Source organism: Bacillus cereus group sp. RP29, assembly GCF_040459765.1.
Lineage (GTDB): Bacteria > Bacillota > Bacilli > Bacillales > Bacillaceae_G > Bacillus_A > Bacillus_A paranthracis.
In genome coordinates this window covers 881,533-904,683 of record NZ_JARVHN010000001.1, presented here as the reverse complement: position 1 = coordinate 904,683, position 23,151 = coordinate 881,533, and the positions used below count along the sequence as shown (strand labels likewise).

Genomic DNA, 23,151 nt, shown 5'->3' with positions numbered 1-23,151 from the left:
AGGAGCTCAAGTAAACTCGAGCTCCTTTTTCTTTATTATCCTTTAATTTTCTCGATGAAAACTACTTTTAAATAGTCTCCTTCTTTAAATTGATCGATTGTACGGAAATCTTCTGGTAAAGAATGTTCTTCTAATATTTTATATTTACCATTCATTTCTTTAAAGGCTGTATCGATAAAGCCTTTAAACTTTTTCATATCGAATGCGCTACAATTTGTTGAAGCAACGATAATCCCGTTATTTTCTGTAATGGCAATTGTTTCTTTTAATAAGTTTTTATAATCTTTCGCTGCACTAAATGTATATTTTTTTGAACGCGCAAAGCTTGGAGGGTCAAGTACGACCATATCAAATTTCATTTTTTTCTTCGCTGCATATTTGAAGTAAAGAAATACATCTTCTACAATGATATCTTGCGCTTCATAATCAACTTCATTTACACTAAACTGCTCAATCGTTTTACTTAAACTACGATTTGCAAGGTCGACACTCGTCGTTTTGCTTGCTCCGCCAAGCGCTGCAAATACAGAGAAGGCACCTGTATAAGAGAACATATTTAACACTGTTCTTCCCTTCGCATATTTATCACGAATTTGTTTTCGCACGTTACGCTGATCTAAAAATACACCAACCATCGCTCCGTCATTTAAATAAACAGCGAAATTCACACCATTCTCTTTTACGATAAGCGGGAACTCACCGCGCTCTCCTGCTACGAAATCATCGCCTTCAATGTATTTCCCTTTCGTATCAAAGCGCTTCTTCTCATAAATACCTTTAAAATTTGCTACTTTTTGAAGAGCTGCTATAATCTCATCTCTGAAAGTATAAATCCCTTCGCTATACCAACTTACTACATAATAGCCGTCATAATAATCGATGATTAAGCCTCCAAGCCCATCACCTTCACCGTTTAGAGCGCGGAATGCTGTCGTATCACTTGATTTATAAAATTGCTTTCGTTTATGTAAGGCAGATTTAATTTTACTTTCAAAGAAAGATTGATTAATTTGTTCACTCTCTTTTCTCGTTAAAATCCAGCCGTATCCTTTATTTTGTTTTCCATAATAACCTTTTCCGACAAAATGGTTCTTCTCATCTACCACTTTAATGATTGTTCCTTCTTCCTGAACATCATTTAAATTTTGAATCGCATCTTTTAAAATAAGCGGATATCCACTTTTAATTTCTTTTATAAATTTCGGTTTTATTTTTACAGTTACTTCTGATCGCATATAAAAACTTCCTTTCCATTTGCATGCTTTCTCTATAGGAAGCACTTAAAAAACGAGACTGAAAAACAGCCTCGTTTCACTATACCATATTATTGCTTTGCTAGTACAACTAGCTCATCCCCTGGCATAACAGCTATATATTTATACAATGTTGAAAAAGTAAGACTACCATCTCTATGGCGAATAAATAATATTAAATCCTCTGAATCGATTTCTTCTTTATTAATCTTTTGTTCTTCTGCAACTTGTATCGTTTTAAACGTATAACCATCTTCAATTTTTCTATTTAATTCTTCATAAATTTCATTTTGACCAAACAGTAAATGAGCTTTTTTCGAAAGGGAAATGCGTTCTTGTTCAATCTTTTCTACATCATGGATTGGAAGTAAAAATGTATTATGATGTCCAAACTGTGGTACGTATGTATTTGCGACTAATACATTATAAGAATCCGTATCTGTAACTGCAATTAAGTATTCATACTGATTCATATCAACTTCAAATTGTAACTGTTCAGAGAGTACTTGACCATTATATGTATTAAGCCCTTTCACCTTTGCACATTGCAAATGCTCTTCTGATACATCTACAATTAAGCTCGGAATACCCATCTCTTTACAGTGCAATGCAAAAGCAGATGAGAATGTACTCGCACCTGAAATTAAAATTCCCGGTGGCTCCGTATTCGCCAATCCCAATCTTTTCGCTAAAAATCCAATTGAAAATCCATGAGCACAAACGGTCGTAATAACGAGTGCAAATGTAAGTGCCGTTAATATAGAAGCATCTTTATAACCTTCTTGTAATAACTCCGTCGCAAAGTAACTTGAAACCGTTAATGCAACAATACCTCGCGGCGCAATCCAGCCAACTAGCGCCCGTTCTGCTTTTGTTAACTCTGTGCCGATTGTCGATATCCAAATCGATAAAGGGCGTACAACAAATAGCATCATAAGTACGAAGCTTATAATAGGCCAGCTGAAAATCTCCATAATCGTTGTTCTTGGAAGGGATGCTGTTAATATGATAAAAACAGTCGACGTTAGTAGCACAGAAATATTTTCGTTAAAATGACGAATATCACCGATAGAAGAAATATATTTTTTCATCCGCGCAAGCGTAATCCCCATTACTGTCACAGCTAGCATACCTGTTTCATGCATCACTTCATCCGCAATGCCAAAACATAACAGTACCGTAACTAGCAAAATTGGGGCTTTTAAATATTCTGGTACTTTTCCCTTTAAAATCATATAGCTCATAAAAATACTAAATACATAACCGAGTACCATTGCAAATAATGAACCTGCAAAGAAGTACAGCAACGTATGTAATTGTACATTTTCTTTCGTTAAGAAATTTACAATTTGAAAGGCGAATACAGCAAGCAAAGCGCCAAATGGATCAACGATAATCCCTTCCCATTTTAAAATTGCAGCTGTTCTTGGTTTTAATCGCGCTTGGCGTAACAACGGAATAATTACCGTTGGACCTGTCACAATAAAAAGTCCTCCAATAATAAATGCAACCGCCCAATCTAATCCAGCGACGTAATGAGCTGCAAGTGAACCAGCAATCCACGCGATAAACGCACCAAACGTAACGATACGAAATACTGGTTTTGATAGCCCCCTCAGTTCACGTATATCTAAACTTAAACTACCCTCAAACAATATAATCGCAACAGAGAGTGATACGAGTGGACTAAAAACATCCCCAAGCACCTCTTTTGGATTAATAATACCGAAAACCGGACCAATTAATAATCCAGCAACTGCCATAACAACAATCGCAGGAAGCTGGAAGCGCCATGCAGTCCATTGTGAAGCAATACCTAATGTAATAATAATAACGATACTAAGTAAAAGTGATTCAACCATAATGCCCTCCTTGTTCATAGTATTGCGACAGCAAAGTATAAACCATACTTTACTTCTATATATTTTCGATTGATTCTATTTACACAATATATAACCAAGTTAAATATATAGTCAACAGGAGGATATTATACTACATAAAGTGAAACTTTAATCAGCCCGCCCTCCACCTAACTTCTTCGCTTTCGCTAAATTTTGAGGTGGGGGTCTTACTGCCCAACAAATAGCGGGATTAAAAATATTATCATAATTTAAGATTACCATTGACAATGATAATGATTTTCATTATCATTTAATGTATATGAATTCTCGAAAATAAAGGCTACAACTTATAGGAGGAATAAACATGATTATTGTTACAAATACAGCTAAAATTACAAAGGGAAATGGACATAAATTAATTGATCGTTTTAATAAAGTAGGTCAAGTCGAAACAATGCCAGGATTTTTAGGATTAGAAGTTCTTCTAACGCAAAATACAGTTGATTATGACGAGGTAACAATTAGCACGCGCTGGAATGCAAAAGAAGATTTCCAAGGTTGGACAAAGAGCCCAGCATTTAAAGCTGCTCACTCCCATCAAGGCGGAATGCCAGATTATATTCTTGATAATAAAATCTCTTACTATGATGTAAAAGTTGTACGTATGCCAATGGCTGCAGCACAGTAAAAACTGTTTTTTTAAAGTATAGAATATGAGAAGCGTTACCACTTCTCATATTCTATACTTTTTTATTTACTGTCTTTTTACTAGTTTCGCATGTACGACTAATCTTCCTGCTTCTGGATCAAGTGCATAGTCACATGTAGAAAGTGTTATAATTTCATCATTAGCCGTCAATTTCGTATCCGTTTTGTAAAGGGATTTATCTTGAATTTGCTTTAAGAATGCTGTATACGCTGCATCGCTTTCAAAATCCGTTTCAATGTAATAAAAGTCCGTCGTTGTCGTATATACTGAAAAAACTTCAACGTCGTATCCTTCAAATAATGTATCGTAATACAATTTACGATGGGACATGAAGAAATCTTCATCCAACATCTTTTTTAAACTTCCAAACATAGAACCGTCCTTCATACGATGACCATATAAAATAGTATTTCGGTTTTGAGATTTCACATCATTACGATAATCCATAAAAATACTTCCCGCTCTCATATCCTCGCCTTTATAATTACGAAATAAATAGTAATCATTATCCTTCGCTTGAACGATTGGATAATTGATTTGTGTATCATCCATCGTAATCCATCCCACTATTTCTGGATTAATTTTTTGGAGAGCTTGAAACTGTTTACGTACTTCCCCATCTTCTGATTTTTCTTCCATTGGACTTCTCTTATAAATATGTTGCGCTTCAGCCATTACTTTACGATTTTCATAATAATCCATGAAAATCCCACCCAATTCATACATTGAATAGAAAAAGATTCCTAAAAATACAATTGTAAGTATTCGTTGAAAAAAAGAATTCTTTTTCCGTTCTTTCTTACTATTCAAATTATCACCTCAAAACGGATTATGCCCAGCCTTTAAATTCCCATTGGTACCATGTATAACCCTGTATCTTCGTCTTGTTTTACAACGACATCTACACCATATATTGCTTTAACCATTTCTTCTGTTATTACCTCATTAGGATTACCTTTCGTAACAATTTCCCCATCTTTCATAACGATAATATGATCACTATAACGAATGGCTTGATTAATATCATGTAGTACCATCACAATCGTTAATCCATACACTTCATTTAACTCTTTCACTAACTCTAATATTTCTAGCTGATAATAAATATCTAAATATGTTGTCGGTTCATCTAAGAAAAGCATTGGTGTACTTTGAGCTAATGTCATCGCGATCCAAACTCGCTGTCTCTCTCCGCCCGATAAAGCATGAATTGGCTTTTCACGCTTACTTTGCAAATTTGTACATGTTAGTGCACGCTCAATTGCTTCTCTATCTTCATCAGTTTGCGAAGAAAAAACATTTTTATATGGCATACGCCCAAAGCTTATTAGTTTTTCCACTGTAATATCTGCTGGCGCCTCATTTTGTTGATGGACAACAGCTAACTTTCTAGCGAACTCTTTCGGTTTATACTCACTAATCGTTTTTCCATCAAGTATTACTTCCCCACTATTAGGAGCATGATTTCTAGACATAACACCAAGTAATGTTGATTTTCCGCAACCATTCGGACCAATGATTGTTGTAATTTTCCCAATCTCTATTTCACTACTAACAGACTTTAAACGATTTGTTACATTATCGTATGAAAAGGTTACATTTTTAATTTCCATGAACTTTATCACTCTTTCTAAGCAAGAATATTAAGAATGGGCCACCAATAACTGCCATAATCGTCGCCGCTGGAATTTCGTTAGGTGGTACAATTAACCTTCCAATCGTATCCGCCGTCAAAATTAATAACGCTCCTGCAAGAGCAGAAAATGGAATTAATACTTTATGATCTGAACCGACTAATTGCCTTGAAATGTGCGGAACGAGTAATCCTACAAAAGCAATAACACTTGCAATCGCTGTTGATACTGCAGCTAAGAGTACTGCAATAGCAGAAATAATAAGACGAACTCTCGTCACGTGCAAACCTAAGTTTTTCGCAGTCTTATCTTGTAGCGATAATAAATTACACCAAGCTCCTACAAACAGTGCAAGAACCAAACCAATTGTTCCATACGTAACCATTATTTCTACATCGCCCCACGTCTTCATCGTTATATTAGAAGTCGTCGTTTGCTTAATACTCTTAATGAAATATCCACAAATCGTAATGAAAGATTCATTTAATCCAGTAAACATCGCATTAATAGCTATACCAACTAAAATAATACGAAGTGGACTTAACCCTGACTTCCATGAAAAGGCATAAACGAGATAACACGCAAACGCACCACCTAAAAAGGCGAATACTGGTGTCCAGAAAAAGAATTGCGGGAATAACGTAATAATAACAAGTGTCATAAAACTTGCTCCTGAAGATATACCGATTACCCCAGCATCGGCAAGTGGATTTTTCATTACAGCTTGAAAAAGAACACCAGAAACAGCAAGAGCCGCCCCAGTGAACAGTGCAATAATAATGCGCGGGAAACGTAAATCTTTAATGACCTCAACATCTTCATTTGCCCCTGTAAATATCCCTTGTACAAGGTCAACGATACCAACCTCTAAACTCCCTTTCATCGCTGACAATGACGTCATAACAATAAGCAATACAGTAACAATGAAGAAACTCCAAGTTTTTTTATTCATTTCACTCTTCCTTTATATGAAAATGCATCACGGATACATCATTTTCTTCAATTCATCTAAAGCTTCGATTGCTGCTAAATTTCCTGTCGTTCCAAATAAACGCTCTTCTAAATCGTAAACACGATTATTTTTAACTGCAGCGAAGTGTTTCCAAATATCATTTGTTTTAAATTCTTTATCAAACATTTTTACAACTTCATCAGGCATACCATGAGCTGCTCGTAAAATAATATCCGGATCAGCTTTCTTTAAATACTCTGTATTAGAAGCTAAATATTCTACTTGTTCACCTTGTACAATATTTTTACCACCTAGTTGTTTCACTAAATCACCAATATAGGAATGCTCAGTTGCTACTAAATAGCTCCCCGGTACACCTAATAAAATAAGCACTGTCGGTTCTTTCTTTCCTTTTACTTCTTTTTGAATGCTAGCAACCTTTTTATCTAACTTCGTTACAACTGCTTCAGCCTGCTTTTCGCGTCCATATTGCTTACCTAAATTACTAATGGAATTTTGCATATTTTTTAAACTAGTTAAGTCCACAAAATTTGCTTTCATACCTACACCGTCAAACACTGGCTTTAATTCATATTCAAGTGTTGTCACGGATAATACTTCTGACGGCTTTAACGACTTTACTTTTTCCATATCAGGACTCATCGGATTCCCGACTTCAGGTAAACCTTTATATCGCTTCGGTAAGGTTTTAGAACTAGTTGGAACACCAACTAAATCTACTTCTAACACATCCATAATTTCAGTAACAGCGACTGTCGTTGCAACAATTCGCTCTTTACTTTCACTCTTTACTTGCTTCGCAGTTTCTTTTTTAGGTGATGAGCACCCAGCTATACTCACTAATAAAATGATAGCCATTAGTACACTTGCAATTTTCCTCACTCTCAATCACCACTCCTTTCCAAACAATATGAAACAAGTCTTGATGCACGCGAACATGCATCAAGACTCCAAAAATTACAATCTACCTGCTCTATATTTACGAACTAGTAAAGCAAGTGAACCTAGCAGTAACATCATGTATAAACCAAGTTGTGCTGTATCTGCAGTTTTTGAGTTTTTCTCTTTTTTCGAATCATTATTTGTAGCTTCGTTTTTCTTTTTACCATCTGCATTTCGGTTAAAATCAGGAGTTCCTACTGTTTTTACATTATCTACTTTTGGTGTAGTTACTGGGTTTTTCGGTTCATTCTTTGGCTCTTCTTTTACCGTTCCTACAGCGCCAATCTTCGTCGTATCAAATTGAATTTGTACGTCGTAGAAATGATGGTAATTCATTGAATCGATATCTACTTTTACTTTTGCATTTAATTTTGCAAATAAATCATTAGCTTCAAATTCTACGACTCTTGTATTGGCAGCCTTATCTTCACTTACTATTTTTGCATCTGCAAATCCACCATTATTTTCTGTTTGGAATTTCGTAATCCAGTCACTATTTTTCAGTGTCATTGCAACATACTTCTTGCCATCTTTCACTGTTAATCTTGCTGGACTTACAACATATTGATTCATCATTGAAATTTCTTCTGTCTTATCTTTTAACACTTTAAAAGCAATATCGTACTGACCATCTTTTAAATTTTTCGGATCAACTGTTGGGTTTTCATTTAGATTATTCGTTCCATCTTGGTTGTCGTTTCCACCTTGGTTGTCGCTTCCGCCTTGGTTGTCGCTTCCGATTTGATTACCATTACCATCTTGGTTAGTATCTCCACCTTGGTTACCTAAAGCTTTAATACTTCCTTTATCGAATGCAAATTGAATATCATAGAAATGATGATAATTCATTGCATCGATATCTACCTTCACTTTTGCATTTAACTTTTTCGATAAATCATCTACTTCCACTTCTACTACTCTTGTATCTTTCTCTTTATTTGTACCTAATACTTGCGCATCGACGAACGCACCATTCTTTTCAAACTCAAACTTCGTAATCCATGAGCTATTTGTTAATGTGAAGGATACATATTTCTTTCCATCTTTCACTTTTAATACACCTGGATTCTTCGTATATGTGTTCATCATTGAAATTTCTTCTGTTTTATCTTTTAACACTTTAAAACCGATACTGTATTCACCGTCTTTAAGAGCGTTTGGATCAATTGCTGTGTTATCGTCTTGGCTGTCGTTTCCGCCTTGGTCGTTATTTCCACCTTGGTTGTTGTTTCCACCTTGGTTGTCGTTTCCGCCTTGGTTATCGTTTCCATCTTGGTCGTTATTTTCGCCTTGGTTGTTGTTTCCACCTTGGTTGTCGTTTCCATCTTGGTCGTTACTTCCGCCTTGATTGTTGTTTCCACCTTGGTTGTCTAACGGTTGAATACTATCGTTATCAAATGCAAATTGAATATCATAGAAATGGTGATAATTCATTGAATCAATATCTACTTTCACTTTTGCATTTAGTTTCTTAGATAAATCAGCTACTTCCACTTCTACTACACGTGTATCAGCTTTCTTATCTTCACTTAATACACTTGCATCAACAAATGAATTATTCTTTTCAAATTCGAACTTTGTAATCCATGAGCTATTCGTTAATGTGAAGGATACATATTTCTTTCCATCTTTCACTTTTAATACACCTGGACTCTTCGTGTACGTATTCATCATTGAAATTTCTTCTGTTTTATCTTTCAATACTTTAAAACCAATACTGTATTCACCATCTTTAATGGTATCTACGTTTGATTGTTTATCTCCGTCTGGTTGTTTGTCTCCGTCTGGTTGTTTGTCTCCGTCTGGTTGTTTACCTCCGTCTGGTTGTTTGTCTCCGTCTGGTTGTTTACCTCCGTCTGGTTGTTTGTCTCCGTCTGGTTGTTTACCTCCGTCTGGTTGTTTGTCTCCGTCTGGTTGTTTACCTCCGTCTGGTTGTTTGTCTCCGTCTGGTTGTTTACCTCCGTCTGGTTGTTTGTCTCCGTCTGGTTGTTTACCTCCGTCTGGTTGTTTGTCTCCGTCTGGTTGTTTGTCTCCGTCTGGTTGTTTGTCTCCGTCTGGTTGTTTGTCTCCGTCTGGTTGTTTGTCTCCGTCTGGTTGTTTGTCTCCGTCTGGTTGTTTACCTCCGTCTGGTTGTTTGTCTCCGTCTGGTTGTTTGTCTCCGTCTGGTTGTTTGTCTCCGTCTGGTTCTTTGTCTCCGTCTGGTTCTTTGTCTCCGTCTGGTCCTTTGTCTCCGTCTGGTTCTTTGTCTCCGTCTGGTTCTTTGTCTCCGTCTGGTTCTTTGTCTTCACTTTTAATAGCTTCCACTTTGTCTTGTTCAAATACAAGTTGTACGTCATGCGTTTGTTTATAATTTCTTGATGCCATCTCAATAAATACTTTTGTATTAAGTTTTTTCGATAAATCAGCTACTTCAAACTCTACTACTCTTGTATCTTTTTCTTTATCTTCACTCACTACTTTTGCATCAACAAATGCACCATCTTTTTCCGTTTGGAAATTTTTAATTAATGAGCTACTTTTTAACGTTACAACCGCTTTTTTCTTACCATTTTCTACTTTCAATACTCCTGGATTTTCCATGTAACTATTCATTTTAGATTCTTCATCTGTTTGATCTTTTAACACTTTGAAAGGAATGCTGTACGCACCATCTTCAATTGTGTTAGAATTTGGTTGTTGATCTGGGTCAGGCTTTTGGTCGGGCTTCTGACCTGGATCCGTAGTTTCATTTGGATCTGGCTTATTAGCTGGGTCCTCTTTTTCATCTGGTTTTTCTACATGAATTGGTGTAATGCTATTTTGATCAAATGCAATACGAACATCATATTCATGATGATAGTTCAGAAAATCAATATCTACTTTTACTTTCGCTTTTAATATCTTCTCTACATCTTCCACATCGAATTCTACTACTCTTGTATCTTTTTCTTTATCTTCACTAATTACATTTGTCTCAACAAGTTGACCTGCTTTGTCTGTTTCAAATTTCGTAATCCATGAACTATTTTTTAATGTAAAGGACACTTTCTTTTTCCCATCCTTCACTTTTAAAGTTCCTGGACTTACAGAGTATTCATTCATCATGGATACTTCATCCGATGCGTCTTTAAGAACTTTAAAACCGATTGAGTATTCACCGTCAGCTAATTGAGTAGCTGCTTGAACTGCAAGTGGTTGTAGTGTTGATACGAATGTAAATATCATTAAAAACATAGCAACAACAATCTTAAGATACCTGTTCAATGAAATAACGCTCCTTTTTATTTATTTATTAAACTTCACGTTACGAATTAAGAAAACACCTGAAATAAGAATTAACACCGCAAATAATCCGATACGTGCTTCATCGCCTGTTTTAGGATTATCTGTTTTTTCAGCTTTACCATTTTCATTTTTTGTATCTTTATTTGTCTCTTTGTTCGCTTCTTTTGTTGTTTCTTTATTCTCTACTTTTGCTTTCTCTTCTTTAACTTGTGTACCTGTTTTCGTTTGATCATTGTTTTTTGTTGTAGCAGCCGCGCCGTTATCTCCACCTACAGCTTTTACATTTGCATCAAAAGCAAAACGAATTGTGTAGTGGTGGTCATAGTTTGCACTTGGTACGACAACATGAATTTTTACTCCTAATGGTTTTGATAAATCATCAATTTTAAATTCAACCGTTCTTTTATCAGCAGCCTCGTCCTTGCTAACTACTTTTGCATCAACAAAATTCCCGTTTTCAGGTGCTTTAAATTCTGTAATCCAAGCACTATGATTCATCGGGATTTGCACTCTCATCTCACCATTTTTCACAATTAGCTTAGCTGGTTTTTCAAAATAATCATTTGCCATTGAAGCTGAATCATTTTCTGCTTTTTGAATGACATAGTTAATGTCATACGTACCGTCAGCTAGTTGTGCTGAAACTTTCCCATATGGCATGATAAGAAAAGCTAGCATACATACGAACGTTATAATAAAAGCGGGTAATACAGAAATCTTTCTCATTTGGCTTACTTCCTCCTTGTTTATCTTTCATCCATACTCTTTGAAAATGATAATTATTCTCATTATATTAGAAAAAAATAATAATCTTCTATCCTTATTTAATTGTAATTTGTTTATGTAATACAGATATTATTGATTATCATTCTCAATTAATGTTAAAAATAATATCCCTCTCTATTCTTTATAAAGAGCGATTCTTATTTTAACATAAGTCTCTATTTATTTTGTTGATTATCATTCTCAATGAATCTCAAAAAAAATAAAACTATCCATCTTCCTACTTGATCACCTCTATCTACAAAAATAATATTGTTATAGAAAACCTTATACCTTTCACTCCTCACTTTCCTTCCAATATTTCCACAACTAAGTCAATCTTAGCCTACTCATAATTTTTTTGTCAACTATATTACGTATAAAACTTTAAATATCTGAATTTCCTTATATGTGGCTTTTTCTACAAAAAAAAGAGGCTTTCTTTCATAGAAAGCCTCTTTTCTCTATTTTTCTACAGCAACTTCTTGCTTTTGAAACAATGAAATGACATATCCAATTACAATACCTACTAGAGCAGGAACGAACCAACCAATCCCAACACTATATAATGGAATTTTATTTAAAATTGGTGTTAATGCTGCAATCTCAAGATTTGCATTGTGTAATCCATCAAAGAAGCTAATCATGAATGCTCCTACAATACCACCTACATACATGACTAAAGGAAGACGAATATAGTTTTCAACCAGTGATAATATAATTAGCACGATACCAATTGGGTAAATTGCGATTAAGATTGGTAATGCTAATGCATTTAACTGAGTTAAACCAAGATTCGCTACCATAAATGCTAATACACAGAAAATGAAAACAACTTTTTGATAAGAAAGCTTCGGTAATAAAGAAGAGAAATATTCTCCGCAAGCTGCGACAATCCCTACTGAAGTTGTTAAACATGCTGCTGAAATTGCGATTCCTAATAATAAAGTTCCGTAACTACCGAATAAATGATTTACAACGTTTGTTAAAATAATTCCGCCGTTTGCCCCCATTCCAAGAGAGACACTAGAAGCTCCGAGATAAGCAAGCGCTAAGTAAACGAGTAGTAAACCAAGTGCTGCAATAAATCCTGCAAAAATTGTTACTTTTGCAATGCTATTTTTATTTGTAATACCTTTTTCTTTTAACGCATGAATAACAACATTTCCGAATACAAGTGCTGCAAGTCCATCTAAAGTTAAATATCCGTCAATAAAACCTTTAAATAGCGGAGCACTATATGCTTCTGTCGGTGCACCAAATTCACCCATTGGTGTAATAAGTGCTTTACCTACAATAATTGCAATAACAGCTAATAAAATCGGAGTTAATACTTTACCGATGCGGCCCACTAATTTTGATGGGTTTAAAGCTAAATAGAAAGTGAGAGCAAAGAAAATAAATGTAAAGATAACAAGTGGATACGATTGACCAGCTATTTCACTTGGTAAAAATGGTGCAACACTCATTTCATAAGCAACCGTTCCTGTACGCGGCACACTTACGAATACGCCTAAACATAAATAAATTGCAGTAATAAAAACTAGTGCGAATATAGGGTGTACACGCCCTGCTAGCTCATTAATATCTCCCTTTAAAGCTATAACGATAACTCCTAATAAAGGCAATCCAACGCCTGTTACGACAAAACCAAATAGCGCGATCCATACATCTGTTCCAGCGCCTTGTCCTAATGCTGGTGGAAAAATCATATTACCCGCACCGAAAAATAGTGCAAATAACATTAAACTTATTGCAAACATCTCAGAAAACTTTAAAGATGATTTCATTTCTACTAACCTCCTACATAATTATAAATTAACAAAATATTCTGAATTAAAATCCGTCATATATCCTCTTTCAAGCATACTTCCCCGTAAAAGAACGCAAAAAACACCCGTCCCTAACAAAGGGACGAGTGTTGAAATCGTGGTTCCACCCTTATTCTAATAAAATGAATTTATAACGAAATAAGCTCATTTTATAGCTCGTGTAAATTGATAACGGTTTTATCCGCCAAGAATTACAATGCATTATGCATGCAGTTCACTCTTGAAGTTTAGAGGTGGTAAGTTCGTCTTTCCGTATTAGGAAGCTCACAGCCTAAGGCTTCCCTCTCTGAGAATCGTAAAAAACAACTCATGTCCTCATCATTACTTTTATAAAATATCTTGTCGAAACTTGTTGTTTTTTATTATATGGGCTATTTTTTAAAAAATCAATAGTTTTATTTTTTCTGACAAAAAAATATAGGGAGAAAATTTCCCCTCCCTATAACTGCCCTATTAAAATTTCTAACTCTTCAGCTGTAACGCTCCGCCACTTTCCAACTTCAAGCTCATTTAGCTCTATATTCATAATGCGTACTCGCTTTAACTTTGTTACAGTAAACCCGAAAACACGGCTCATTCTACGAATTTGTCTGTTCATTCCTTGCGTTAAAACGATGCGAAATGTAGACTGATCCACTCTCGTCACTTTACATGGCTTCGTCATTCCATCTTTAATCTTTACACCGCTGGACATCTCATCAATAAACCAGTCCGTAAAAGGTTTATCGACTGTGACAACATATTCCTTCTCGTGCTCATGATCACCATGTAAAATTTGATTTGCAATCGCACCGTCATTCGTTAATAAAATAAGGCCTTCTGACGCTTTATCTAATCGTCCAACAGGAAAGATACGCTCAGGGTAATTAATATAATCAATAATATTATCCTCAATATGATCAGCTGCTGTACAAGTAATACCAACTGGCTTATGAAAGGCGATATACACCTTTTCTTTCTCTTCTTTTGCAATAACCTGCCCATCAATCGTTACAACATCACCTGCGCTCACAAGTGCACCGTGCGTACATATTTCGCCGTTAATCGCCACGCGTCCAGCTTTAATAAGGCGATCTGTTTCACGTCTTGAGCAGGATTTTGCTTCGCTTATGTATTGGTTGATTTTCATAGCTTATTCCTTTTCATATATATTAAAAGCGTCAATCTATGGCAATATCATTATGCCACGATTGACGCTCGTTTACTTCGCAAAAACAACTAAATAAATAACCCCAATCACCAAAAATATTCCGCAACAAGCTAACAATACTTTTGCAAGTTTGTCCATAAACATATAATGGTTTCCCCTTTGTTTCGTTGTTTTCTATTTTAATTCGACAACTGTTACGCCAAGGCCTCCCTCGCCCATGTCACCGTAACGGAATGTTTTCACACCACGATGCTTCTTCAAGTAATCTTGAACACCTTGGCGAAGTGCTCCTGTTCCTTTACCGTGAATGATTGATACACGAGGATAGCTTGCAAGCTGGGCATCGTCTAAATATTTCTCGACGCGCGCCATTGCATTTTCAAATCGTTCACCACGAAGGTCAAGTTCTAATGAAACGTGATAATCTCTACCTTTTACTGTTGCAACTGCTTTTTTCTCTGTTTGTTTCGGTGTATTAATGTATTCCATATTAGATTCTTTTACTTTCATCTTCAGAATACCAATTTGTACGCTCCACTCTGTATCGCTTACTTTTTCAAGCAATTGACCTTTTTGACCGAACGTTAATACTTTTACTTCATCACCTGCGCGCAACTGTTGTTTCGGCGCAGTATTTTTCACATTTACTTTTTGTTTCTTCACAAGCTCTGGTGCTGCGCCTTCTAGACGGCTCTTCGCTTCAATTAACTCGTGATCTTTCACGTTTGCAAGCTGTGCTTTACGCAATTGACGAAGTTCTTGAATAATGCCTTCTGCCTCTTTCTTTGCAGCTTCGACTTTTTCTTCCCCTTCTTTTTGCGCTTTTAATAATCGTTCATCACGCTCTTCGTTAAATTCAATAATTTGACGTTGTAATTCACGATGCAGTTTTTCAGATTGCTTACGAAGTGCTTCTGCTTCGTTCCAGTCACGCTCTGCATTCTTTTGACTTTCTTCTAACTTCGCAATCATATTTTCAATTTTGTTTGTATCTGTACTAATGTGATTGCGTGCTTGCTCAATGACGCGATCAGATAATCCAAGGCGTTTCGAAATTTCAAAGGCATTACTACGTCCTGGTACACCGATTAATAATTTATACGTTGGACTTAATGTATTTACATCAAACTCAACGCTCGCATTGATAACTTGCTCACGATTATATCCGTATGCTTTTAATTCTGGGTAATGCGTCGTAGCAACAACGCGAGCACCGCGATTACATACTTCATCTAAAATTGAAATGGCAAGTGCAGCCCCTTCTTGCGGGTCTGTTCCAGCACCTAATTCATCGAATAAAACTAAGCTTTCAAAATCAGCTTTTTCTAAAATATCAACAATGTTCACCATATGTGAGGAGAACGTACTTAAACTTTGTTCAATCGATTGCTCATCACCGATATCAGCAAATATATTTTTAAACACACAAATCTCTGACTCATCCATTACTGGAATGTGAAGACCAGATTGTGCCATTAATACGCAAATACCAACTGTTTTCAGCGTAACTGTTTTACCACCTGTATTCGGTCCTGTAATAACAATTGTCGTAAAATCTTTCCCTAACATAATGTTATTTGGCACAATAATTTCTGGATCGATAAGCGGATGACGTGCTTGTTTTAAATCCATGTAACGCTCGTTATTTACGATTGGTTTCGTTGCTTTAATTCGCTTCGCATAGAAAGCTTTCGCAAAAATGAAGTCAAGATTTGCAACTACTTCTACGTTTGATAAAACGATATCGGCTTCTACTGCCACTTCTTCTGTTAACATTAATAAGATGCGTTCGATTTCTTGTTTTTCTTTCACACGTGCTTCTTGGAGCGCGTTATTTAACTCTACAATGACTTGCGGTTCAATAAATAACGTTTGTCCCGAAGCTGATTGATCATGAACAATACCGCCATATACGCCGCGGTATTCTTGTTTTACTGGGATTACGTAACGTTCGTTACGGATCGTTACAATTGAGTCAGACAGCATCTTTTGCGCGTTTGAAGAACGCGTCATATTTTCTAACTTTTCACGAATACGGCTTTCCGCAGTACGAATTTGAGTACGAATACCACGCAGTTTATCACTTGCGCTATCGACTACTTCACCGCCATCACCGATGCAATTTGTAATTTTCTTTTCTAAATCATATAAAGATACAATTTGAGCGACATGAGTTTCTAAAATCGGAAGCTCGACACCATTATCAACCATATCTTCAATGAAACGTTTCATATTGCGACTACCATACATCGTATTCGCAATATCAAGTAGTTCATTCGGACTTAACATACTTCCAATCTTTGCACGCTTCACATTGGAGCGAATATCCGTAATACCACCTAATGGCGCACTGCCTTTTAAACGAATGACTTTCGCTGCTTCATCCGTTGTATCTTGCATCTCTACAATTTCTTCAAAATCAGTGCTCGGCACTAAGTTCTTCACTTTGTCACGACCAAGTGAAGATGCTGTATGTTCAAGTAATTGTTCTTTTACTTTATTATATTCTAATACACGCAACGTTCTTTCTAACATGTTGCAGGTCCCCCTTGTGTTACTTATTACGTTTAATATAGTCTAATAAACGTTCAATATCCCACGTGTTAATCACGTTATCTTTTTGAATCCAACCTTTACGTGCTGCCGCTACACCTGTTTCCATATCTTCTAACATTTCAAGTGTATGAGCATCCGTGTTAATCGCTACTTTTACACCAGCATCTTGTGCTTGTTTTAATAATTTCGCGCTTAAATCTAGACGGTTTGGATTCGCATTTAATTCTAAAACTGTATTTGTTTCTTTTGCGAGTTCGATTAATAAGTCTGTATCTACATCATAACCTTCACGGCGTCCAAGGAGACGTCCTGTCGGATGGGCAATCATTGTGACATGCTTATTCTCTAGTGCAGCACGAAGACGTTTCATAATCGTTTCACGGTCTTGTGAGAAGCTAGAGTGAATTGCTCCAATGACATAATCTAGTTCTGCTAATACTTCATCATCAAAATCAAGCGAGGCATCCGGTAAAATGTCCATTTCAATTCCGCGTAAAATTGTAATGTCTGGATACTTTTCGTTCATACGTTCAATTTCTTTCGCTTGTTCACGAAGGCGCTCTTTCGTTAAACCGTTCGCTACTTTCAAGTATTGTGAGTGATCAGTAATTGCCATAAACTTATATCCACGAGCACGGCACGCTTGTACCATCTCTTCAATAGAAAAAGCACCGTCACTCCATGTTGTATGCATATGTAAATCACCTTGTATGTCAGAGAACTGAATTAAGTTTGGATACTCTTTAATTAATTCAATTTCTTTTCCATCTTCACGAACTTCTGGCGGGATAAATGGAAGACCGAAATGAGCAAAGAATTCTTCTTCAGTCTCAAATGTTTTCACTTCCCCTGTTTCCAAGTTCTCTACACCGTACTCACTAATTTTCTCGCCTTTATCTTTTGCGATTTGACGCATTTTTACGTTATGGTCTTTGGATCCTGTGAAATGGTGAAGAGTTGTAATAAACTCTTCTGGTTTTACTAAGCGAAAATCAATTGAAATATCATATTCATATTGAAAACGAACAGAAACTTTCGTATCCCCGCTCGCGATTACTTCAATCATATTATCAAATTGTAGTAAATGCTCACGTACTGCAGCTGGTTCTGTCGTTGCAATAATAAAGTCTAAATCTTTTACTGTTTCACGAACACGGCGCAAACTACCAGCGCGAGAGAAACGAATTACCTCAGCAATATTCGACAATTTCTCCTCTATTTCCCCGGCAATAGGCAATACCATCGCGATTGGTAAACGCTCTGGACGAGATCCTACTTGATCGATTGCTTCTAATATTTTCTCTTCTGTTTTTTTGCCGAAACCAGCTAAAGCTTGTACTTTATTTTCCTCACAAACCGCTTTTAGCGATTCCATATCAACAACACCAAGTTCTTTATATAACTTAGCTACCTTTTTACCACCTAGGCCTGGCAATTTTAATAACGGTAATAAGCTACTTGGCACTTCTTGTTCAAGCTCTTGTAATACTTCAGATGTTCCCGACTCTATATATTCTTGAATAACTGCTGCTGTTCCTTTTCCGATTCCCGGAATCTTCGTGAAATCTTCAATCTCAGAAAGACTACGATCATCACTTTCTAATGCTGCTGCCGCTTTACGAAATGCAGATATTTTAAATGGATTCGCGCCCTTTAGTTCCATAAAAAGCCCGATTGTCTCTAATAATTTGATAACTTGTTTTTTATTTACTTTCATCATTGTCCCGCCTTTCTTTCATAGAAAAAAACTTCTCTTTCCGAAAAAAGAGAAGTTATACTCTGCTACCTGTCTGCCATAGTTCCTTCACCTTTTCAGAGAGAATCGGTGTATCGTCTACAATTATTTTGCTAATTGATGATTGTTGTAATGGTGTTTGTAATTGTTCAATCGGAAGAATGTTTCCAATGATAATTAAGACAAACAAAATAATATATACTTCTAAAAATCCGAGGAGTGCCCCCGCAAACGCATTTACTTGCTTTAAAACCGGTATTTCTGCAAACATATTTAACAAATTACCAAGTAATGAAAGTGCAATTTTTGTGATAATAAACAATATGATAAACGCAAGCGCTTGATAAAATACTGTCTCAATATTATTTGCATCAATCCATTCTGGAACAGATACATTTTTATCAAATGGATACGGAATAAATTTCGCAAGTGCTGGCGCTAAATCTTTACAGTACCAGTATGCAACAAGGTATGCGATAATAAAGCTTGTTAACTTTACAAGTTGCAGAATAAACCCTCTGCGTAAGCCGAGGAAAAATCCCATAACAAGCAGTAAAATGATAATAATATCAATCATGTTATTCCATTCCTTTTTTTGTCATACTTTCTTTCAATTTCTCATGTTCTTCTTTTAATTTTATGTAATCGTGTATGACGTTTACCGCCGTCAATACCGCTAGTCTACTCGTGTCAAGCGAAGGATTCTTGGCATTGAGTTCGCGCATTTTATCATCCACAATCGCTGCTACCATGCGGATATGACTTGTACTTTCATCGCCAACAACTGAATATTGCTGACCATAGATTTCTACATTAATTCGACTTTTCTTTCCCTTTTGTTGTGACAACTCACCGGCCTCCAATCACGTACAGAATCCTAAAGTTTATCATACCATGAACCTTCATAATATGGAAACAGAAAGAACAATCCGATATGATAAAAATAACAATATAAAAAAAGGGGTGACCATTATGTCAAATTCTATCGTAATTCAAACAAATTCTACAGTAATTGAAGACATGAAACAACAATATAAACATTCGCTTAGCCCGAAAACTCCACAAGGCGGAATCTTCATGGCAAAAGTGCCATCTTGCACAATCACAGCGTATAAATCTGGAAAAGTAATGTTCCAAGGTGGACGTGCTGAAGCAGAAGCTTCTCGTTGGCAAACTGTCTCTCAAACACCGAAAACAGCTGTAAAAAGATCTGTTGATTCACACCGTTATGCACCGCCTGCTTCCATCGGTACAATGTCGATCGTAGGGTCAGATGAAGTGGGGACTGGTGATTTCTTCGGACCGATGACAGTCGTTGCTGTATATGTGGATGCGAAGCAAATTCCACTACTAAAAGAACTTGGTGTAAAAGACTCTAAAAACTTAAATGACGAACAAATTACTGCCATTGCAAAACAACTTCTACACGTTGTTCCTTACAGCTCTCTCGTTCTTCATAACGAAAAATATAACGAGCTATTTGATAAAGGAAACAACCAAGGTAAACTAAAAGCTTTGCTACATAATAAAGCTATTACAAACTTATTAGCTAAAATGGCACCTATAAAACCTGAAGGCGTCTTAATCGACCAATTCACACAGCCTGATACATACTACAAATATTTAGCAAAACAAAAACAGGTACAACGTGAAAATGTTTACTTCGCAACGAAAGGCGAAAGCGTCCATTTAGCAGTAGCCGCCGCCTCCATTTTAGCTCGTTACTCATTCGTAAAACAATTTAACGAACTAAGCAAAAAAGCTGGTATGCCCCTTCCAAAAGGTGCAGGTAAACAAGTTGATATCGCCGCCGCTAAATTAATTCAAAAGCTTGGTAAAGAACGATTACCTGAGTTTGTGAAACTGCATTTTGCTAATACGGAAAAGGCGTTTCGCTTACTAAAATAGTATCGACAAAAACAGGAGCCTACAAACTCCTGTTTTTTGTTTCATCCTACTATTATCCTTATAGTTTTGTTATAATTATAATATACAGATTATTCTAACATAGGAGGGGATCCCTATTGCTACTTCTACAAATGATTCTAAATATTTTACTAGGTAATCCACACGAAAGACAGTTCGAAATTAGGGAAAACATTCATCTACTAAGCGAACAACGAGAGTTCAACGATTTAATAGAGCGCTATGGTCGATCTTTCTTATTAAACTTTCGGATTCGAAGATTTATCGGGAAACACGATGCCCGCTTGTTAATACATAATCCAGCAAAACTACAACACTTCTGTGAGGAACTTGAATGTATGATTAGAAAAAGGAGGTTTTTCATATGAACGCTGTAAAAGTTAAAAAGGTATTATATGCTTTCGTACACATCGTAGGTCCTCTATCTTACCTCACTATTTCTACCATTTGGGGAGCTTTTTTCACTACTAAATCTACATTTGAAAATATATCTGATAATCTTGGCGTGATGGCCATCTATTACGTGTTCATGAGTTTACTGTGGTTTTTCTATTTCGATCGATTAGACAAAGATGTAGATAAAGTGAAACTTTAATCAGTGGGGGTTTTGTTCATCTCCCACTGATTATTAGTTGAACCAATCGGGCTTTTACAGGCAGTTGATCCCCCACCTAACTTCTTCGTGTTCGCTGAATTTTGAGATGGGGGTCTTACTGCCCGTTAATGCGGGATAACATTACAAAAGAGATTCATGATAAAAAGATGTAACACATAAAAAGGAGAGTCGCCAAGACTCTCCTTTTTATGTTAGCTTTGTTTCTGCTTCTTATTAGATGAAGATACTTTATGAGAACCTGTTTCATGCGTCGTCGTTCCTTGTCCTTCTACTTCTGGAGAACCGAGGCCCGATCTTGAATGATCTTTTTTCACTTTTTTACTCATTTATATTCACCCCTTCGCGTTACTTTTTGCTACGAGGCAGTAAACTATACAAAATAAAAAGCGAGAGGAAATCCTCTCGCTTTTTTCATATTTTAGAATTCAGAAGAACCTGGAGTTCTTGGGAATGGAATTACGTCACGGATGTTAGCCATGCCAGTGATGTACATTAGGAAGCGCTCGAAACCTAGACCGAATCCAGCGTGTTTTGTACCGCCGTATTTTCTAAGTTCTAAGTACCACCAGTAGTCCTCTTCTTTCATGCCTAATTCTTTAATTCTGTCTACTAAAACGTCCATTCTTTCTTCACGTTGACTTCCGCCGATTAATTCACCGATGCCAGGAACTAGAAGGTCAGTAGCAGCTACTGTTTTACCGTCGTCATTTAAGCGCATGTAGAATGCTTTAATGTCTTTCGGATAGTCCGTTACGAATACAGGGCGTTTAAAGATTTCTTCTGATAAGTATCTTTCATGCTCTGTTTGTAAGTCAATACCCCATTCTACTGGGTATTTGAAGTCAGCACCTGATTCTTGAAGTACTTTAATTGCTTCTGTATAAGTGATGCGACCGAAGTCAGAGTTAATTACGTTGTTCATGCGCTCTAAAACTGTTTTATCAACGAAGCTGTTGAAGAATTCCATTTCTTCTGGTGCATGCTCTAATACGTATTTCATTGCATATTTCAGCATATCTTCTGTAAGGTTCATTACGTCACCTAGTTCAGCGAATGCAATCTCAGGCTCAACCATCCAGAACTCAGCAGCGTGGCGAGTTGTGTTTGAGTTTTCTGCACGGAATGTAGGTCCGAATGTGTATACATCACGGAATGCTAATGCATAAGCTTCAGCGTTCAGCTGTCCACTTACTGTTAAGTTTGTTTCTTTGCCGAAGAAGTCTTTTGATTCATCAACTTGTCCGTCTTCGCCTTTTGGTACGTTGTTTAAATCTTGCGTTGTTACACGGAACATTTCGCCCGCACCTTCTGTATCACTACCAGTAATGATTGGTGTGTGAACATGTACGAATCCACGCTCTTGGAAGAATTGGTGAATCGCAAATGCTGCGATAGAACGTACGCGGAACGTTGCAGAGAATGCATTTGTTCTTGGACGTAAGTGAGCAATTGTACGTAAGTATTCAAACGTATGACGTTTCTTTTGAAGTGGGTAATCAGAATCTGATAAGCCCTCAATATCAATTTTTTCTGCTTTAATTTCAAATGGTTGTTTCGCTCCAGGCGTTACAATTACTTTACCTTCTACTTTAACTGAAGAGCTAAGTGGAAGCTTTGCAATTTCTTTAAAGTTATCTAATTCTGTATCGAAAACGATTTGAACGCTTTTGAAGAAGCTACCGTCGTTTAATTCGATGAAGCCAAATGCTTTTGAATCACGTAAGTTACGAATCCACCCTGATACTTGTACTGTTTGACCTGCGTATTTATCTGTATCTCTATACAGACTTTTTACTAATGTGTTTTCCATAGTGAAATTCTCCTTTGCTGATATATTTAAATACAAAAAAACCTTTCATCCATAAAGGGACGAAAGGTTAAACTTCGCGGTACCACCCAATTTGTCATAAAGACCAACTTTAACTCGTATGTAATACATACTTCCCGGTTTGTAACAG

At 36.4% G+C, this 23,151-nt stretch carries 20 protein-coding genes and 2 other annotated features (1 of these 22 only partly in view); of the genes, 4 read left to right on the top strand and 16 right to left on the bottom strand.

The window, feature by feature from the left end:
* Positions 1 to 35: 35 nt before the first annotated feature.
* Together QCI47_RS04675 and QCI47_RS04670 are read right to left on the bottom strand one after the other, a co-directional pair.
* Positions 36 to 1,235, bottom strand: a complete 1,200-nt coding sequence (locus tag QCI47_RS04675; protein ID WP_001255958.1) for a class I SAM-dependent rRNA methyltransferase — start codon at positions 1,233 to 1,235, stop codon at positions 36 to 38.
* Between the two features lie 89 nt (positions 1,236 to 1,324).
* Positions 1,325 to 3,115, bottom strand: coding sequence for a cation:proton antiporter (locus tag QCI47_RS04670; RefSeq protein WP_000230341.1), 1,791 nt, complete (start codon positions 3,113 to 3,115; stop codon positions 1,325 to 1,327).
* A 343-nt stretch (positions 3,116 to 3,458) separates the two neighbouring features.
* Between QCI47_RS04670 and isdG the strand changes: the two genes are divergently transcribed.
* Complete coding sequence (gene isdG / locus QCI47_RS04665; protein ID WP_000587815.1) at positions 3,459 to 3,782, top strand: heme oxygenase; 324 nt, start codon at positions 3,459 to 3,461, stop codon at positions 3,780 to 3,782.
* A 66-nt stretch (positions 3,783 to 3,848) separates the two neighbouring features.
* Here the strand turns inward: isdG and srtB are convergent, their stop codons facing one another.
* The 12 genes from srtB to zapA all read right to left on the bottom strand — a co-directional run bounded on the left by srtB (position 3,849) and on the right by zapA (position 19,499).
* Entirely contained in the window at positions 3,849 to 4,613 is a 765-nt protein-coding gene (gene srtB / locus QCI47_RS04660) for a class B sortase (protein ID WP_001086113.1), read from the bottom strand.
* A 32-nt stretch (positions 4,614 to 4,645) separates the two neighbouring features.
* The gene (locus QCI47_RS04655) at positions 4,646 to 5,416 is read right to left on the bottom strand and encodes an ABC transporter ATP-binding protein (protein ID WP_000403755.1); all 771 of its coding nucleotides are present in this window, start codon (positions 5,414 to 5,416) and stop codon (positions 4,646 to 4,648) included.
* Positions 5,406 to 6,389 (bottom strand): FecCD family ABC transporter permease, encoded by a 984-nt coding sequence (locus tag QCI47_RS04650; protein WP_353811707.1) that lies wholly within the window; start codon positions 6,387 to 6,389, stop codon positions 5,406 to 5,408. Before QCI47_RS04650 ends, QCI47_RS04655 begins: the two co-directional genes overlap by 11 nt.
* 27 nt (positions 6,390 to 6,416) lie before the next feature.
* The gene (gene isdE / locus QCI47_RS04645) at positions 6,417 to 7,298 is read right to left on the bottom strand and encodes a heme ABC transporter substrate-binding protein IsdE (protein WP_002163510.1); all 882 of its coding nucleotides are present in this window, start codon (positions 7,296 to 7,298) and stop codon (positions 6,417 to 6,419) included.
* A gap of 69 nt (positions 7,299 to 7,367) precedes the next feature.
* The gene (locus QCI47_RS04640) at positions 7,368 to 10,565 is read right to left on the bottom strand and encodes an NEAT domain-containing protein (RefSeq protein WP_353812002.1); all 3,198 of its coding nucleotides are present in this window, start codon (positions 10,563 to 10,565) and stop codon (positions 7,368 to 7,370) included.
* A 51-nt stretch (positions 10,566 to 10,616) separates the two neighbouring features.
* Positions 10,617 to 11,342: a heme uptake protein IsdC gene (isdC, locus tag QCI47_RS04635; protein ID WP_061132075.1), complete on the bottom strand. Its 726-nt coding sequence runs from the start codon at positions 11,340 to 11,342 to the stop codon at positions 10,617 to 10,619.
* 500 nt (positions 11,343 to 11,842) lie between these two features.
* Positions 11,843 to 13,168 carry a branched-chain amino acid transport system II carrier protein BrnQ6 gene (gene brnQ6 / locus QCI47_RS04630; protein WP_061132074.1) on the bottom strand — a complete coding sequence of 442 codons (1,326 nt, stop codon included), beginning with the start codon at positions 13,166 to 13,168 and terminating at the stop codon, positions 11,843 to 11,845.
* 117 nt (positions 13,169 to 13,285) lie between these two features.
* Positions 13,286 to 13,541 (bottom strand) — a binding site (T-box leader).
* A 108-nt stretch (positions 13,542 to 13,649) separates the two neighbouring features.
* Positions 13,650 to 14,339, bottom strand: a complete 690-nt coding sequence (locus QCI47_RS04625) for a 23S rRNA pseudouridine(2604) synthase RluF (protein ID WP_309422305.1) — start codon at positions 14,337 to 14,339, stop codon at positions 13,650 to 13,652.
* A gap of 195 nt (positions 14,340 to 14,534) precedes the next feature.
* Positions 14,535 to 16,895: an endonuclease MutS2 gene (locus tag QCI47_RS04620; protein WP_000893747.1), complete on the bottom strand. Its 2,361-nt coding sequence runs from the start codon at positions 16,893 to 16,895 to the stop codon at positions 14,535 to 14,537.
* A 19-nt stretch (positions 16,896 to 16,914) separates the two neighbouring features.
* Entirely contained in the window at positions 16,915 to 18,633 is a 1,719-nt protein-coding gene (polX, locus tag QCI47_RS04615) for a DNA polymerase/3'-5' exonuclease PolX (protein ID WP_353811706.1), read from the bottom strand.
* 55 nt (positions 18,634 to 18,688) lie between these two features.
* Positions 18,689 to 19,228: a CvpA family protein gene (locus tag QCI47_RS04610; protein WP_000565413.1), complete on the bottom strand. Its 540-nt coding sequence runs from the start codon at positions 19,226 to 19,228 to the stop codon at positions 18,689 to 18,691.
* Between the two features lies 1 nt (position 19,229).
* Complete coding sequence (gene zapA / locus QCI47_RS04605; protein WP_000082701.1) at positions 19,230 to 19,499, bottom strand: cell division protein ZapA; 270 nt, start codon at positions 19,497 to 19,499, stop codon at positions 19,230 to 19,232.
* A 124-nt stretch (positions 19,500 to 19,623) separates the two neighbouring features.
* Between zapA and rnhC the strand changes: the two genes are divergently transcribed.
* The 3 genes from rnhC to QCI47_RS04590 all read left to right on the top strand — a co-directional run bounded on the left by rnhC (position 19,624) and on the right by QCI47_RS04590 (position 21,172).
* Positions 19,624 to 20,559, top strand: coding sequence for a ribonuclease HIII (gene rnhC, locus QCI47_RS04600; RefSeq protein WP_000071600.1), 936 nt, complete (start codon positions 19,624 to 19,626; stop codon positions 20,557 to 20,559).
* A 116-nt stretch (positions 20,560 to 20,675) separates the two neighbouring features.
* Entirely contained in the window at positions 20,676 to 20,945 is a 270-nt protein-coding gene (locus tag QCI47_RS04595) for a hypothetical protein (protein WP_046198149.1), read from the top strand.
* The gene (locus QCI47_RS04590; RefSeq protein ID WP_048557713.1) at positions 20,942 to 21,172 is read left to right on the top strand and encodes a hypothetical protein; all 231 of its coding nucleotides are present in this window, start codon (positions 20,942 to 20,944) and stop codon (positions 21,170 to 21,172) included. The genes QCI47_RS04595 and QCI47_RS04590 overlap by 4 nt, the downstream gene beginning before the upstream one ends.
* 212 nt (positions 21,173 to 21,384) lie before the next feature.
* Here QCI47_RS04590 and QCI47_RS04585 read toward each other — a convergent pair whose 3' ends face one another.
* Both QCI47_RS04585 and asnS read right to left on the bottom strand, forming a co-directional pair.
* Complete coding sequence (locus tag QCI47_RS04585) at positions 21,385 to 21,519, bottom strand: YuzL family protein (protein ID WP_000039589.1); 135 nt, start codon at positions 21,517 to 21,519, stop codon at positions 21,385 to 21,387.
* Positions 21,520 to 21,611: 92 nt separating this feature from the next.
* Positions 21,612 to 23,003: an asparagine--tRNA ligase gene (gene asnS, locus QCI47_RS04580; protein WP_000432166.1), complete on the bottom strand. Its 1,392-nt coding sequence runs from the start codon at positions 23,001 to 23,003 to the stop codon at positions 21,612 to 21,614.
* A gap of 52 nt (positions 23,004 to 23,055) precedes the next feature.
* Positions 23,056 to 23,151: a binding site (T-box leader), on the bottom strand (it continues 156 nt past the right edge of the window).